Annotated in this window: 11 protein-coding genes; 4 read left to right on the top strand and 7 right to left on the bottom strand. The window is 66.3% G+C overall.

The annotated features are described in order from the left end of the window. Nucleotides 1–70 precede the first annotated feature (70 nt). Nucleotides 71–2,647 (top strand): penicillin-binding protein 1A, encoded by a 2,577-nt coding sequence (locus AB8808_RS02615; protein WP_369926497.1) that lies wholly within the window; start codon nt 71–73, stop codon nt 2,645–2,647. A 38-nt stretch (nt 2,648–2,685) separates the two neighbouring features. Beyond that, entirely contained in the window at nt 2,686–3,312 is a 627-nt protein-coding gene (locus AB8808_RS02610; protein WP_369926496.1) for a hypothetical protein, read from the top strand. 369 nt (nt 3,313–3,681) lie between these two features. On the opposite strand, the gene AB8808_RS02605 is transcribed toward AB8808_RS02610, so the two are convergent. The 4 genes from AB8808_RS02605 to glnE form a co-directional block, all read right to left on the bottom strand. Further along, entirely contained in the window at nt 3,682–4,977 is a 1,296-nt protein-coding gene (locus tag AB8808_RS02605) for a citrate synthase (protein WP_369926494.1), read from the bottom strand. A 270-nt stretch (nt 4,978–5,247) separates the two neighbouring features. Next, on the bottom strand, nt 5,248–5,493 hold the full coding sequence (locus AB8808_RS02600) for a type B 50S ribosomal protein L31 (protein ID WP_036137903.1): 246 nt from the start codon (nt 5,491–5,493) through the stop codon (nt 5,248–5,250). Between the two features lie 84 nt (nt 5,494–5,577). After that, nucleotides 5,578–6,525, bottom strand: coding sequence for a nucleoside hydrolase (locus tag AB8808_RS02595; protein ID WP_369926492.1), 948 nt, complete (start codon nt 6,523–6,525; stop codon nt 5,578–5,580). A gap of 50 nt (nt 6,526–6,575) precedes the next feature. After that, nucleotides 6,576–9,464 (bottom strand): bifunctional [glutamate--ammonia ligase]-adenylyl-L-tyrosine phosphorylase/[glutamate--ammonia-ligase] adenylyltransferase, encoded by a 2,889-nt coding sequence (gene glnE / locus AB8808_RS02590; RefSeq protein WP_369926490.1) that lies wholly within the window; start codon nt 9,462–9,464, stop codon nt 6,576–6,578. A gap of 177 nt (nt 9,465–9,641) precedes the next feature. On the opposite strand from glnE, the gene AB8808_RS02585 reads away from it, so the two are divergent. Together AB8808_RS02585 and AB8808_RS02580 are read left to right on the top strand one after the other, a co-directional pair. Beyond that, a complete protein-coding gene (locus tag AB8808_RS02585; protein ID WP_369926488.1) occupies nt 9,642–11,537 on the top strand; it encodes an LTA synthase family protein in 1,896 nt (631 codons plus the stop codon). 214 nt (nt 11,538–11,751) lie between these two features. Continuing rightward, entirely contained in the window at nt 11,752–12,759 is a 1,008-nt protein-coding gene (locus AB8808_RS02580) for a hypothetical protein (protein WP_369926487.1), read from the top strand. A 59-nt stretch (nt 12,760–12,818) separates the two neighbouring features. On the opposite strand, the gene AB8808_RS02575 is transcribed toward AB8808_RS02580, so the two are convergent. From AB8808_RS02575 to AB8808_RS02565, 3 genes are all read right to left on the bottom strand, one after another. Further along, nucleotides 12,819–13,730: a hypothetical protein gene (locus AB8808_RS02575; protein ID WP_369926485.1), complete on the bottom strand. Its 912-nt coding sequence runs from the start codon at nt 13,728–13,730 to the stop codon at nt 12,819–12,821. 186 nt (nt 13,731–13,916) lie between these two features. Continuing rightward, on the bottom strand, nt 13,917–15,563 hold the full coding sequence (gene groL / locus AB8808_RS02570; protein ID WP_369926484.1) for a chaperonin GroEL: 1,647 nt from the start codon (nt 15,561–15,563) through the stop codon (nt 13,917–13,919). A 98-nt stretch (nt 15,564–15,661) separates the two neighbouring features. Continuing rightward, nucleotides 15,662–15,955, bottom strand: coding sequence for a co-chaperone GroES (locus AB8808_RS02565; protein ID WP_036110126.1), 294 nt, complete (start codon nt 15,953–15,955; stop codon nt 15,662–15,664). Between the last annotated feature and the right edge of the window lie 78 nt (nt 15,956–16,033).

The following is a 16,033-nucleotide window of genomic DNA, read 5'->3' as shown; positions in this document are numbered from 1 at the left end:
GCGACCGCCCCACCTCCCGGCGAAGCTCTATACTCCGCCACGACCCTCACGCCGGTGAACCCTCTCTTCCATGCGAATTCTCAAGCGTCTGCTGCGCATCGGGCTGTATCTCGCCCTGGCCGGCATCCTTTTCGTGGTAGGCGCCATCGGCGTCGCCTACTGGCTCCTGGCGCCGCGCCTTCCCTCCGTGGCGGTGCTCCGTGATTACCACATGCAGGTTCCCTTACGAGTATTGAGCTCGGATGGACGCCTGATCGCTTCCTTCGGTGAGACCCGCCGCATCCCGGTGCATATCGCCGACGTGCCGGCTCGCCTCAAGAATGCCGTCTTATCGGCCGAGGACGGCGACTTCTACAGCCATCCCGGCGTCGATTGGCACGGCATCGCCCGCGCCGGCATCCACGTGATCCTCTCCGGTGGCGACAAGGGCCCGGGCGGCTCGACGATCACCCAGCAGGTGGCCCGCAACTTCTTCCTCAGCCCCGAGAAGCTCTACTCCCGCAAGCTGACGGAGGTGTTCATCGCCCTGCGCATGGAGAACGAGCTGACCAAGGACCAGATCCTCGAGCTGTACATCAACAAGATGTTCCTCGGGCACCGGTCCTACGGGCTGGCCGCCGCGGCCTCGTATTACTACGGCAAGACACTGGACCAGCTGACCGTGGCCGAGTGCGCGTCGCTGGCGTCCACCTTCCAGCTGCCCTCGGTGGTCAACCCGCTGAACAACCCCACCCGCCTGGTCAACCGCCGGAACTGGGTGCTCGGCCAGATGCTCTCCAACCGCTTCATCACCAAGGCGGAGTACGACGAGGCCGTGAAGGAGCCTAACGACGCCTTCCCGCACGAGCAGCAGATCGAGGTGGACGCCCCCTACCTGGCCGAGATGGTCCGCCAGCAGGTGCTGGAGAAACTGGGCAACGACGCCCTCACCGAGGGTTACGTCGTGCGCACCACGGTGCCCAGCGACAGCCAGGCGGCGGCCAACGATGCCCTGCGCGGGCGCCTGTCCGCCTACGATCGCCGCCACGGTTACCGCGGCCCGGAAGGCCACGAAGAACTGGCGGCCCAGGCTGGCCCCGAGGAGTACGACCGCGTTCTCGCCGGTTACACGAGCGTGGCCGGCATGATGCCGGGCATCGTGACGGCCACGGGCGCGAAGGAGGCCACGGTGTACCTGTCCGCGAAGGAGACCGCAACCATCAGCCTGGAATCGATCGCCTGGGCCCGTCCCTACGTCAACGAAGGCCGTGCGGGCGCCGCGCCGACCCGGGTGGACAGCGTGCTCAAGCGGGGCGACATCGTCCGCCTGATCCGCAGCGAGAAGGACGACCTCTCCGAGACCGCCAGCGCGTCGGACACCGCCAAGGTGAGCACTGAGGCCCGTCCGGAACCGTCCAAGGGCCCCTGGCGCCTGACCCAGATCCCCGCCGTGCAGGCCGCCCTGGTCTCGCTCGACCCCGAAGACGGCGCTGTCCGTGCGCTGGTCGGCGGCTTCAGCTTCGTCCGCTCGAAGTTCAACCGCGCCGTCATGGCCGCCCGCCAGCCGGGCTCCAGCTTCAAGCCTTATCTGTATTCGGCGGCATTCGAGCGCGGCTTCACTCCCGCCTCCATCGTCAACGATGCCCCGGTGGCCTTCCCCGACCCGTCGCGTCCCGACGGCATGTGGACGCCGGCCAACGACGACGGCAAGTTCGCCGGCCCGATGCGCCTGCGCGAAGCCCTGGTCCAGTCGAAGAACCTGGTCTCGGTGCGCCTGCTGGATGCCATCGGCATCCGCTTCGCCCGCGATTACATGACCCGCTTCGGCTTCACGCCGGACGCCCTGCCGCAGAACCTGTCGCTAGCCCTGGGCACGGCCTCCGTGTCGCCAATGAGCATGGCACGCGGTTACGCGGTGTTCGCCAACGGCGGCTACCTCATCACGCCGTATTTCATCTCGCGGATCGACGACCGCGACGGCAAGCCGGTCTACGTGGCCAACCCAGAACGCGCCTGTGCCGAGTGCCAGGAGCGCATGCTGAACCCCACGCCGGCCGGCCCGCCCACCCAGGCATCTACGGCGCTGATCCCGGCCAAGCCCGCCGCCAGCAGTTCCGCGGCTGGTGTCGGTACCGGCGATGCCGTGCTGCCTGCCGACGCCCACGACAACACGGCGCAGGCGCCGAAGCTGGCGCCGCATGTGATCGACGTGCGCAACGACTACCTGATCACCTCGCTGATGCAGGACGTGATCAAGCGCGGTACCGGCTCGGCGGCACGTGCGCTCGGTCGCGACGACCTGGCAGGCAAGACCGGTTCCACCAACGATCACCGCGACGCCTGGTTCGTCGGTTTCAACGGCGACATCTCCACGGCCGTGTGGGTCGGCTTCGACGACTTCAGTTCGCTGGGTCGCGGCGAGTTCGGTGCCAAGGCGGCCCTGCCCATCTGGATGGATTACATGGGCGCGGTGTTGAAGGACAAGCCGTCACATACGCTGGCCATGCCCCCGGGCATCGCCACGGTGCAGATCGATCCCGGCTCCGGCCTGCCCTCGCCGGGCGGCATGAGCGAAGTCATGAAGGTGGAAGATGTCGACCGTCTGCGCGAGCAGGCCGCACAGAAGCAGGAAGAGGAACAGCAGGACCACGCCTACGACATCTTCTGACGGCAAACGTACGCATACACACCACACGGGGGTGAGTCATGGCACGAGGCGAACACCACAAGATCCATGCCCAGGACCGGGCGCAGCGGCATCGCGTCCTGGTCGCCCAGGAGGCGGCCCGCCTGATGAGCGAGCATGGCATCCGTGACTTCCACCACGCGAAGCTGAAGGCCGCGGAGCGGCTGGGCATCGTCGATACCCAGGCCTTGCCGCGCAACCACGAGATCGAGGACGCGCTGCGCGAACACCAGCGCCTGTTCCAGGCCGACACGCAGCCGCAGGCGCTGCGGGCACGTCGCGAGGCGGCGATCGAGGCGATGCGCTTCCTGCGCGGCTTCGATGCGCGACTGGTCGGCGCCGTGCTGGAAGGCACCGCCGACGACCACTCGGCCGTCTGCCTGCATCTCTTCAGCGACGATCCCGAGGCACCGGTCCTGTTCCTGCAGGAACAAGGCATTCCACTGGAAACCCAGACACGCCGGCTGCGCTGGTCCAACGACACGCAGAGCGAACACCCCGTGCTGCTGTTCGGCGCGGACGGCATCCCCTTCGACCTCACCGTGCTGCCCATGGACGCCCTGCGCCAGGCCCCGCTCGACCGCGTGGACGAACGCCCCATGCGCCGCGCCACCGTCTCGATGGTCGAGGCCCTGCTAGCCGGGTAGGAGCGCACGACGTGCGCGAACCCCAAACGTTGCTGCTCCGAATGAAACCGCCCTTCGCATAAATAAAGGCGTTTCCAAGCGCCGAACGAAGCAAACGCATCTCCGACCGGGCTCACGGAAACGCCTGCACATGTAGGAGCGCACGATGTGCGCGAACCCCAAACGTTGCTACTCCGAGTGAAGCCGCCCGTTGCATAAATAAAGGCGTTTCCAAGCGCCGAACGAAGCAACCGCATCTCCGACCGGGCTCACGGAAACGCCTGCACATGCGGAAGTCAGGCTTCATTCGCACGATGGGGTCTGAGGGTTCGCGCACGTGCGTGCGCTCCTACCGCGCTAAAAAAAGGCCCGCATTTGCGGGCCCCTTTTTTAGCGTTTGTCGTTCGGGATGTAGTCGCGAACGTCGGCGCCAGTGTAGATCTGGCGGGGGCGGCCGATGCGCGCGCCCGGGGTTTCGTGCTGTTCGATCCAGTGGGCGATCCAGCCGGAGGTGCGCGCGATGGCGAACATCACGGTGAACATCTCGGTGGGGATGCCCAGCGCCTTGTAGATGATGCCGGAGTAGAAGTCGACGTTCGGATAAAGCTTGCGCTCCACGAAGTAGTCGTCCTTCAGCGCGGCTTCTTCCAGCTTCATGGCCACATCGAGCAGCGGATCGTTGACGCCGAGTTCCTCGAGCACCTTGTGGCACATCTCGCGGATGATCTTGGCGCGCGGATCGAAGTTCTTGTAGACGCGGTGGCCGAAGCCCATGAGGCGGAAGGAATCGTTCTTGTCCTTCGCGCGCTTGACCGCGGTCTCGACCTTGTCGGCGGAGCCGATTTCCTCGAGCTGCTTGAGCACGGCCTCGTTGGCGCCGCCGTGTGCCGGACCCCACAGTGCCGTGATGCCCGCGGCGATCGACGCGTACGGATTGGCACCGGTGGAACCCACCAGGCGAACCGTGGAGGTCGACGCGTTCTGCTCGTGGTCGGCGTGCAGGATGAACAGCAGGTCGAGCGCCTTGGCGACCACCGGGTTCAGTTCGAGCGGCTCGCTGGGCACTTCGAACATCATGTGCAGGAAGCGGGTGACGTATTCGAGGTTGTTGCGCGGGTAACGCGTCGGCCAGCCGATCGAGTGACGATAGATGGCGGCCGAGATGGTCGGCATCTTGGCGATCAGGCGGACGGCGGCGAGCTTGCGGTCTTCCGGGTTATCGACATCGAGCTTGTCGTGATAGAACGCCGACAGCGAAGCGATGGAACCGGCCAGCATGGCCATCGGGTGCGCGTCGTGGTTGAAGCCGCGCAGGAAGAACTTGAGGTTCTCGTGCATCATCGAGTGATGCGTGATGTCGTGCTCGAACGCGGCGTACTCGGTCTTGTTCGGCAGTTCGCCGTTGAGCAGCAGGTAGGAGGTCTCGAGGAACGTGGACTTCTCGGCCAGCTGTTCGATCGGGTAGCCGCGGTACAGCAGCACGCCCTTGTCGCCATCGATATAGGTGATGGCGCTCTTGGTGCTGGCGGTGCTGCCGTAACCCGGATCGTAGGTGAAGTAACCGGTGTCCTTGTACAGCGTGCCGATGTCGACGCACTCGGCGCCGAGCGTGCCGCCGATGACCGGCAGTTCGCTCACGGGCTTGTTGGATTCATCGACCAATTTGACGGTTTTGGCGTCGGACACGGCGAGCTCCTCTGTGCTTTGTTCCCGCCGCCTTCCCGCGGGAAAGCGACGTAGCCATGGTTGGGATAACGACCCCCTGGGGAAGGCGCCGTACCGGTCGCAACCCGCGACCGAAGTTCCCCATTATCACACAGAGGCCCTTCTAACGTCCGTTAGCCCGACGTGTAAACCGTGCACGCAAAAAGACACGGGGCAAGCCGTGGGCCTGCCCCGTGTCTTTTTATCCTCGCGACACGCCACCCCGCAGGCGGCGCGCGGATGATGCGCTTCTTACTTCTTGCCGTAGCGCTGACGGAACTTGTCGACGCGACCGCCGACGTCCAGCGTCTTCTGCTTACCGGTGTAGAACGGGTGCGAATGGCTCGAGATATCGAGCTTGATCACCGGGTATTCGTTACCGTCTTCCCACTTGACGGTGTCCTTGGAGGACATCGTCGAACGCGTCAGGAACGCGAAATCGGAGGAAAGGTCCTGGAAGACCACCGGCTGGTACTTCGGATGGATGTTCTCTTTCATGGCTTGAACCTGAGAAATAGCGGGGTGAAAAGAGCGGCATTGTAGCCCGCACCCGGGGCCTTCGCAACCGGCGGCCCAGGAAACCTAGGTGGACGCGACCGGCGCGACGCCCAGCGCGCCGACGATCAACTCGCCGAAGCGATCGTGGTCCACTTCCAGCACCACCCGGGCGTTGGGGCGCCCACCCAGTCGAGCCTGCCAGTCCACCACGGTGGCGCCACGGGTCAGCCGCCCGTCCAGTTCGATGGCGACATGGCGGGTTTCCGCGCGGACGATCATCGCGGGGTCCAGCGCCACGGCCATGGCCAGCGCGTCGGCGGCGATGAAACCCGTGCGCTCGTGGGCGGCGTTGAAGCGGCGCGCCGTGCCGAAGATCTTCTCGAAGAAGGCGGCGCGGTGGTCGCCCGCCGCTATCCAGCGGTCGTAGACCTCGTCGGGGAAGGCATGGCGGACCGTGGCCTCCCAGTCGACCAGATCGAAACCCTCGAACGCCTCGAAGACGACGTGCGCGGCTTCCGGATCGAAGCCGATGTTGAACTCGGCGGGTATCCGGCCGGTGTTGCCGTGCCCCGTGACCGCGCCGCCCATGACGACCAGGCGCTTGACGCGTGCGGGAAACGAGGGATCGAGCCGCACGGCCAGGGCCAGGTTGGTCAACGGTCCCAGGGCCACCAGGGTCAGCTCGCCCGGGCGCTCGCGGGTCAGGCGGATCAGGGCGAGGGCCGCGTGCTCGGCATGCGCCGTGTGCGCCGGCTCGGCGAAGCCGACATCGCCGAAGCCGTCCGCGCCGTGCACGAACGCGGCGTCCTCGTCGGGCGCGCGCACCAGCGGCGACGGGCAACCGGCGAACACCGGCGTGGTCGCGCCGATCAGCTCCACGAGGGTGCAGGCGTTGCGCACCGTGTGCCCCAGGCCGACGTTACCGGCGGCAACCGTCAGGGCGGTGACGTCGGTGTGCGCATGGGCCATCAGGATGGCCAGCGCGTCGTCCACGCCGGGGTCGGTGTCGATCAGCAGCGGCAGTCGGTTCATCGGGGTATCGGTCCGTGGACGGCCGCACAGCATAACGCCGGCCACCGGCTTCAGACAGCCTGACGGGGCGCCGCGTCGGTGGCGGCGAAGGCGAAACCGAGCTCGCCCGCCACCTGGGTGACCCCGGCGAGCACCCGATCCAGCGAGGGCGTGCGCGTGGCGATGCGCGGCCGGAGGTCCAGCGTGCAGGCGAGGCCGGCCTGGAGCAGGTCGGCATGCGCGACATGCAGCGTATCGGCCTGCGCCTGGCTCAGCAGCCCTTGCTCGCGCAGCACGTCGATCAGCGGGCTGCTGGCCGGCGTATCCAGGATGGCGGGGCACGTGGCGGCATGCGCCAGCACCATGCCCTGCAGGATGAACTCGATGTCGATCAAGGCACCGCCGCCCTGCTTGAGATCGACATGGCCGGCGTCGGAACGATCGCGCTCGCCACGCCAGCGGGCGCGCATCGCGTTCACCTCCGCGAGGACGCGCGCGGCGTCACGCGGCGTGGCGAGGATGTCCCGGCGGATCTCGGCCAGCAGGCCACCGACGCGCGCATCCCCCGCCACCGGCCGGGCACGCAGCAGCGCCTGGTGCTCCCAGGTCCACGCACGGTCGCGCTGGTAGGCCTCGAAGGCATCCACGCTGGCCACGAGCAGGCCCTTGGAGCCGTCCGGCCGCAGGCGCGTATCCACGTCGTAGAGCTTGCCCGCGTGGGTCTGCGCGCTTAGCCAGTGCATGACCCGCTGGGCCAGTCGCTGGTACCAGCGCGTGCCGTCGACCGGGCGCGGTCCGTCGCTCATCGCATTGGCGCGCTTGCCGTCGTAGACGAACACCAGGTCGAGGTCGGAGGCAAAGCCCAGTTCTTCGCCGCCAAGGCTGCCGTAGCCCAGCACCGCGAAGCCACTGCCCTCACCGGGAAGACGCCCGTGCTGCGCGGTCAGCTCCCGCGTGGCCAGGGCGAGCACGGCCGCGACCACGGCCTCCGCCAGGCCGGCCAGGCGCCGCGCGGTGGCTGTCGCGTCCGCCCGGCCGTCGTTGAACGCCAGGCCCAGCCGGAACGCGATACTGGAGCGGAACTCGTTGATGCGCTCCAGCTCGTGCTCCGCGTCGCGCTCGTCCAGCGTGCCGAGCGAACGGGCCATCTCCGCCGAGATGTCCGCGCGCTTCAGCGGCAACTGGTCGATGCGCGGATCGAGCACATCGTCGAGCAGCAGCGGTTGCGCGATGACACGCTCGGCAAGGAACGCGCTATCGGCGAAAACATGGGCCACGCGGCGACGCGCGCTGGGTTGCTCATCAAGCAGCGCCAGGTAGGACGAACGTCGCGCCACGGCCTGCACGAGACGCAGCATGCGCAGCAGGCTGGCCGCTGGCGAGGCGCTGCCCCGGGCCGCACCGATCAGCTGCGGCATCAACCGCTCCAGCCGCTCGGACGAGCGTGCCGACATCGATCGCACCGACGCGGCGCGCGGCAGCTTCACCAGCTCCGCGGCCACATCGTGGCCCGGACGAAAACCCGATGCCTCCAGGGTAGCCCCCACCAGCGATTCGTCTCTCGCGGCACTCCATAACTCGACGTCGGCGGCGGGCGCCACCGCCTTGCCGCCGGCCTCCGGCACCAGCACGGCGGCAAACTCGGCGGATACCGCGTCGCGATGGCCGGCCAGCACCTCAGCCAGCGCGTTCCACGAGGGGTAATCCATGCCCAGCGCAAGCCGTTCGCGAGATAACTCGTCGTCGGGAATATCGTGGGTCTGGGCGTCGCGCAGCATCTGCACGCGGTTTTCCAGCAGGCGCAGGAACAGGTAGGCCTCGCGCAACAGCTTCGCCCGCGCTGCCGGGATGTAACCCTTCGCCTCGCAGGCACGCAAGGCGGGCAGCAGCCCGCGCACGCGCAAGGCGGGATCGCGCCCGCCACGGATCATCTGGGTGAGCTGCACCACGAATTCGATTTCGCGGATACCGCCCGGCCCCAGCTTGAGGTTGCCGGCCAGATCCTTGCGCGCGACTTCCGCGTCGATCAGCGACTTCATCTCGCGCAAGCCGGCGAATGCCGTGTAATCGAGGTAACGCCGATACACGAACGGCCGCAGCATGTCCTGTAGCTCGCGCCCGGCGACACGATCGCCGGCCACGGGACGCGCCTTGATCCAGGCGTAGCGCTCCCAGTCGCGGCCCTCGCGCTGGTAGTACTGCTCCATCGCGGCGAACGGTAGCGCCAGGCGCCCCGCGTTGCCGAATGGGCGCAGGCGCAGGTCGACACGGGCGCAGATGCCGTCCACGGTGGGTTCGGCGAGCAGGCGCACCAGCTGGCGTGTCTCGCGGATGAAGTACTCGCCGTTGTCGAGGGGACGCGCGCCGTCGGTCTCGCCACCGGAGGCATAGGCCAACACCAGATCGATGTCGGATGAGAAATTCAGTTCGTTGCCACCCAGCTTGCCGAAACCCACCACCACCATGCGCTGCTCCACGCCCGCCGGGTCGCGCGGGCGACCGTAACGTGCGTGCAGCGACTGCTCGGACCAGCGCAGCGCAGCCGACAACAACGTTTCGTAGAGCGCGCTGGTGGAGGCCAGGGTGTCGTCGACATCGTCCAGGCCATTGACGTCGCGGAACACGATGCGCAACGCCTCGGCATGCCGGAACCGCCGCAGCATCGCCATGCAGTGTTCCTCGTCGGCCGGCAGGTCGAGCGAGGCGGCGCGGGTGCTGGCATCCGGATTGCCGCGAAGGCGCTCGAGGCCGGCCGGGGATAGCAGTTCAGGCTGGCGACGCAGCACATCGAACGCGAAATCCGAGGCCAGCAACGTGCGGCGGATGCGCTCGGCTACGCCGGCGTCGTCATGCAGCGGCACGCGCGCCGCGCGGCATGCCGCCATGACGTCCGCATAGCGATGGTCGATGAGGGCGCGGAGTTCGGGACTTTCGCGTGGCACTGGCGTGGAAGTATTCATGGGATGGTCATTGTGCCCGAGGCGGACCCGTCGCGGCCGGGTTCGCAAAACTGAGGTTTTTCTTGCGAATCATGACCTTTTTTGTCATGACATTTCGATGACCGCCTGACAACCGGTTCATGTCCATTACGTTACAGTCCCGATCCCCTCACGACGGGGGCGCGATACGAGGACGCTATGACTCTCCTTTCATCACATGGGCGTGACATCGCCGGACGGGTCGCCCTGCCGCTGTGCCTGGCGGTCGCGTTCGTCCTCTACACGGGCTTTCTCGACGGCAACCCTGGCGTCGCCAGCAGCGCATGGGCGGAGCGCCCCTGGCACCTGTTCGCCAACGCGCTGCCGGGGCTGCTGTTGGCCTCGCTGCTGCTGGTGCTCACCCGTCGCGCCTGGTTGTCCTTCGGCATCGCCTTCCTGGTGCAGGGTGCGGTCCTGGCGGTCAGCGCGATCAAGATGAAGAACCTGGGCTCGCCCCTGCTCCCGGCTGACTTCCGCATGGTCGGCCAGCTGAAGAACGGCGGCCTGCACCTGCTCGGCGGTTACCTGCCCGCCAGCCCGCTGCCCTACCTGGCCATTCTCGGCGTCGTCGCGCTGATCGCCCTGGTCGCCCGCGTAGAGCCGCCACTGTTCGCAAGGCGCACCCACGGCCGCAGGCTGGTTTCCGGACTGGCCCTGTTCGCGCTGATCGGCACGCTGGCCGCCGGGGTGCCGGCCTGGTCGGCGATGTACAACAAGGACCGTCTGGGCATGCAGCCCTGGTCGGCCGCCTCCAACGCCGGATACAACGGCGTGGTCACCACGCTCATGCAGTTCCGCCTGCAGAACGCCGGCAAGAAGCAGAAGGCCGATCCGGCCGAGGCACAGCAGTTCCTCGCGGCCACCGATGCGCAGCTGCGCCAGCACATGACCAGCGCCGCGACGAATGCACGCCAGACGCCGGACATCGTGGTGATCCAGAGCGAGTCCTTCTTCGATCCCGCCGTCATTCGCGGCATCGAGCACGAGGACTTCGCGCCGAACCTGCACCGCCTGGCCCAGCACGCCAGCACAGGGCAACTGCACGTACCCACGTTCGGCGGCGGCACCATCCGCACGGAGTTCGAGGTACTGACGGGGCTGTCGCTGCGCTACTTCCCGACCATGCAGTTTCCTTACCTGCAGATGCAGGCCGGTGTCATGCCGGGCATGGTCCGCGTCCTGCGCTCGCATGGCTACGAGACCGTCGCCGTGCACGGCAACGATGCCGGCTTCTGGAACCGCACCGCGGCGTTCAAGTCGCTGGGCTTCGACCGTTTCGTATCGCAGCCGGATTTCCCTAAGGACTTTCGCAAGGACGGCCAATACATGGCCGACAGCGCGATGACCGACGAGATCATGAGCCAGTTGAAGGATGCCGGCCCGCCGCGCTTCGTCTTCGCCATCAGCATGGAAGCCCACGGCCCTTACGACGCATCGGTGAACATCGACACGAAGGAACGCGATGCCATCTCCGTGCCTGACGGCATAAGCGACGACGCCAAACTGCAACTGCGCAACTATATCTATCACATGCGTCACGCCGACGCGGAACTGGGGCGCCTCGCGGCGCTGCTCAAGCAACGTGAGCGCCCCACGCTGCTGCTGTTCTACGGCGACCACCTACCCGCCCTGGTCGAAACCTACGACAAGGCCGGCTTCGTCAACGGCGACACGATGCTGACGCAAACGGTGCCCTATGTGCTGATCGATGCGCATGGCGACGGTCCGGCGCCTGTCAAGGCCGACCTGGCGGCATGGATGCTTCCCGGCAAGCTGCTCGAGCAGGCCGGCATACACGACGACCCCTATTTCGCCCTCACCCAGGTCGTGGGCCAGCAGCTGGCGTCGCTGACCCACGCACCGGATGCGAAAGAGGCCCCGGAAGATGCCGGACAGACGTTCACCGACACGTCGATGAAGAACATCGCGATGCTCCGGATGAAGCGCAAGCTCGACCCCTTGGTGGCCAGCTACACGCCACCGGACGCGACGGGTGCGATCGTCCGTCAACCGGGCGAGGCCGAGCCAGCCGCGGGAGCCGGCGCGGGGCAATAATCCACCTTCGCAACATATTGCGGATGTGTGCCGAATTTACAGCCCGATTGCCGATCCATGCCGGCTATCCGGTGTGCTGCGTCACAAAACACCTGTCATCGCATCGATAGCTTGGTCATGCACCCAGCGCGGTGCGGGAGCCGGGGGGACGCGCGCCGATCACCGTTGGTCGACGGCACAGGGACGACGCCCTTTCAACGCAGGAGTCGTACGCATGAAAAGGTTCGCTTCCATCGGCAAGGTCGTGGCGCGCGCAGGCATGGTCGCCGTCATGTTCTCCCTTGCATCGGTCGCCAGCGCGACGGATACGTCGCCGTCCACATCGGTCGCCCGACTCACTCGCGTCGGCACGATGCCGGGCAACGCCAAACCGGCCGGTATTCCCGACGATTACGTCGTCACGCCCAACGGTTATTTCTCTCCCGATTGCGTGGCCACCGTGCATGCCGGGGACGAACTACAGACGAACGGCATGATCCGACGCGCCTCGGGCACCATGGAAAAGGCGGCTACCTGCGGCAAGGCCAATTACACCTTGCAGGGCGAACGCATCGAAGCCGACGGTCGGCGCACGCTGCGCAGCGCGGCGACCCCGCCACCGGAACAGAGTGGCTGGGTACAGTCGGCGAACTACACCAGCAGCACGCCGATCGGCCGTATCGTCGCCACATGGACGGTGCCGAGCGCCCCCACGACAAAAGACGACCAGGTCATCTATTTCTTCCCGGGCCTGGAACAGCTGCCCACGGTGAAGTCCATCCTCCAGCCCGTGCTGGGCTGGAACGGCTACAACGACAAGGCATGGACCCTGGCCAGTTGGAACTGCTGTGTCGACGGCACCACCTTCCATAGCGATCCGATCCCCGCGAGCGTCGGCGATACCGTGGTGGGCGATACCTACTCCACCTGCGCGGCGGGCCAGTCGTGCTCCACGTGGAAGATCGACTCGCGCAACACCACCACCGGCAAGACCAGTTCGCTGACCACCAACCCGTATGCCGACCTGACCTGGGTCTTCGGCGGCGTGCTGGAGGTCTACAACGTCTCCACCTGCGGCGAGTACCCCGGCGGCCCCATCACGTTCCGGAATATCCAGGTGTACGACCGCAACAACACGCGCGTCGCCTCGCCGCCGTGGCGGGGAAGCAATACCTCCGGCATCAATCCCCAATGCAATTACGGCCTGAGCACCACGGCGACCTCGGCCACGATCTCGTACTGAGCCCGTTGCGCGACAGGGCCCCTTGCGCCACCGCCCGTACCCGGCCAATTGCCGACGTATCAGCGGTGGCGCACATCGGGGGCCTGGTCGTCCTCCCTATAACTGAAAGGGGGAGCCGCGTCGTTGCCATCCAGTCTCACGATGGGTAGTACACGCCCCGTCGCTGATGCGAAATCGCGCTGACCCTTACGCGCTTCCTCGACACCGGCGGCCCCACGCTCCGCCGCGTAGAAGACGGCCTCGATCGGCAGCCGGGCCGGAATGTCCTGCGGCCACTCCGCGATCATCAGTTCCATGTAGCGCCTGGATCGGATCTCCAGTCGACCGCCCTGGCGGGCAAGGATACTCAGCTCGAACGAGAAGGCATCCACGCCGAACGAGCACTGATGCAACGCCCGGCGACGGAACGCATCGGGCGGATTCTCCGGCTCGGGCGCCACGGAGAGATAGTGCTGTGCGAAGGCTTGCGTGGTGACGATGCCTTGCTCGGCGCAGGGGCGGCTGTCCACCGGGTATTCCGCGCTGGCGCCGCATCCGTAGGCACCTCGTTCCAGGCTTGTAACGGCGTCGTACGGGAACGAGCACTTCATCTGCCACACGTAGCCACCGTTCTCGCTCCAGCGATCCGCGGGGGCAACGATGAACCCCGCCGTCTGGCCGAACAGCTCACGCGAACCGACGTCGCGGCGAAAGTAACTGAACGACACGCCGTAGTACGCGTCGTCGGGGCGAGGATTCCAGAAGTGATAGCTCGCCCCCAGCGCCGCATTGCGTATCAGCACGCCACTGCAGAAGTACGCGGCCCGTTGGCCGCCGTCACAGGCTGACGGCACGTCGTCATAGCGGGCATTGAGCGCGGCGGCCACTTCCGCGCCCACGGGCTGCGCATGCGGTGGACGGGATGGTTGCCGTGCACAGGCGACGCACAACGACAAAACGATGAACAACGAGTACCGGGCTTTCCTTGCCATGGCTGGCGCTCCTGCGCGCGGGATGGGCGCCCAGATAAGCCTTCCACGCCGCGGGTCGCAACCCCGATCGCCAGGCGTTTAAGGCCATGCGCACAGCAACCGGTTGATCGGTAGACGCATTTGCTCGGCGCATAAAAAAGGCCCCGCTTGCGCGGGGCCTTCGTGGAACAAGATGCAAGGCGGGACTTAGAAGTCCATACCACCCATGCCGCCCATGCCGCCGCCCGGGCCACCGTGGCCGCCGCCGTCGTCCTTCTTCGGCACTTCGGTTACGGCCGCTTCGGTCGTGATGATCGAGCCGGCGACCGAGGCCGCGAACTGCAGGGCCGAACGGGTCACCTTGGTCGGATCCAGGATGCCGAAGGCGATCATGTCGCCGAACTCGCCGGTCGCGGCGTTGTAGCCGAAGTTGCCTTCGCCGGCCTTGACCTGGTTGACGATGACCGACGCTTCTTCACCGGCGTTGGTGACGATGGCGCGCAGCGGTGCTTCCAGCGTGCGACGCGTGATCGCGATGCCGAGGTCCTGGTCGGTGTTCTTGCCCTTCAGGCCTTCCAGCGCCTTCAGTGCACGGATCAGCGCGACGCCGCCGCCCGGGACCACACCTTCTTCGACGGCTGCGCGCGTGGCGTGCAGGGCGTCTTCGACGCGGGCCTTCTTTTCCTTCATCTCGACTTCCGTCGCGGCACCGACCTTGATGACGGCAACGCCACCGGCCAGCTTGGCCACGCGCTCCTGCAGCTTCTCACGGTCGTAGTCCGACGAGGTCTCTTCGATCTGCGCCTTGATCTGCTTGATGCGCGACTGGATGCCTTCGGCATCGCCGGCACCGTCGATGATCGTGGTGTTTTCCTTGGTGATCACGACGCGCTTGGCGCGGCCCAGATCGGTGATGGTGGCCTTGTCGAGCGCCAGACCCACTTCCTCGGAGATGACCGTGCCGCCCGTGAGGTTGGCGATGTCTTCCAGGATGGCCTTGCGACGATCGCCGAAGCCCGGCGCCTTGACGGCGGCGACCTTGACGATACCGCGGATGGTGTTGACGACGAGGGTGGCAAGAGCTTCGCCCTCGACTTCCTCGGCCACGATCAGCAGCGGCTTGGCGGCCTTGGCGACGGCTTCGAGCACCGGCAGCAGCTCACGGACGTTGGAGATCTTCTTGTCGTGGATGAGGATGAACGGGTCGTCCAGTTCAACCTGCTGCGACTGCTGGTTGTTGATGAAGTACGGCGAGAGGTAGCCGCGGTCGAACTGCATGCCTTCGACGACGTCCAGCTCGTTCTCGAGGCCCGAGCCTTCCTCGACCGTGATCACGCCTTCCTTGCCGACCTTGCCCATCGCCGTGGCGATGATGTCGCCGATGTTCGCATCGGAGTTGGCCGAGATGGTGCCGACCTGGGCGATGGCCTTGTCGTCGGCAGTGGGGTTGGAGAGCTTCTTCAGCTCGCCGACCGCGGCGATGACGGCCTGGTCGATACCGCGCTTGAGGTCCATCGGGTTGATGCCCGCGGCCACGGCCTTGAGGCCTTCCTGGATGAACGCCTGGGCGAGGACGGTCGCGGTCGTGGTGCCGTCACCGGCCACGTCGGAGGTCTTCGAGGCGGCTTCCTTCACGATCTGCGCGCCGATGTTCTCGTACTTGTCGGCGAGTTCGATTTCCTTCGCGACCGAGACGCCGTCCTTGGTGACGGTCGGGGCGCCGAAGCTCTTCTCGAGCACGACGTTGCGGCCCTTCGGGCCCAGGGTGACCTTGACGGCATTGGCGAGGGTGTTGACACCCTTCAGCATGCGGGCGCGAACGTCTTCGCCGAAGCGGACTTCTTTAGCTGCCATAAAATTTTTGCCTCAAAATTTGAATTGGGTAACGGGTTCTTGATCTTGCGACCCGGCAGGCGCGGCTACCGCGCCAGGGCCAGGCATGCTTTGGAAGATCAGCCTTCGAGAACGGCCACGATGTCGTCTTCCTTCAGGAAGACCAGCTCTTCGCCGTCGACCTTGATTTCCTGGCCGGCGTACTTGCCGAACAGGACCACGTCGCCTTCCTTCACGCCCATCGGGCGGAGCTGGCCGCTGGCGAGCAGCAGGCCGGTACCGGCGGCGATGACCTTGCCGCGAGTGGGCTTCTCGGTGGCGCTGTCGGGGATGACGATGCCACCGGCCGAGACGCGCTCTTCTTCGAGACGCTTGACGATGACGCGATCGTGCAGCGGGCGCAGTTTGCTCATGACTTCTCCAAACATGTGTTTGACGGGAAAGGATTTGTTACCACCCTGTTAGCACTTGGCCAGGGTGAGTGCCAGAAT

Source organism: Xanthomonas sp. NCPPB 2632 (genome assembly GCF_041228075.2).
Taxonomy (GTDB): domain Bacteria; phylum Pseudomonadota; class Gammaproteobacteria; order Xanthomonadales; family Rhodanobacteraceae; genus Luteibacter.
Note: the sequence above shows the minus strand (reverse complement) of the source record. Positions and strands in the feature narration are given on the sequence as shown.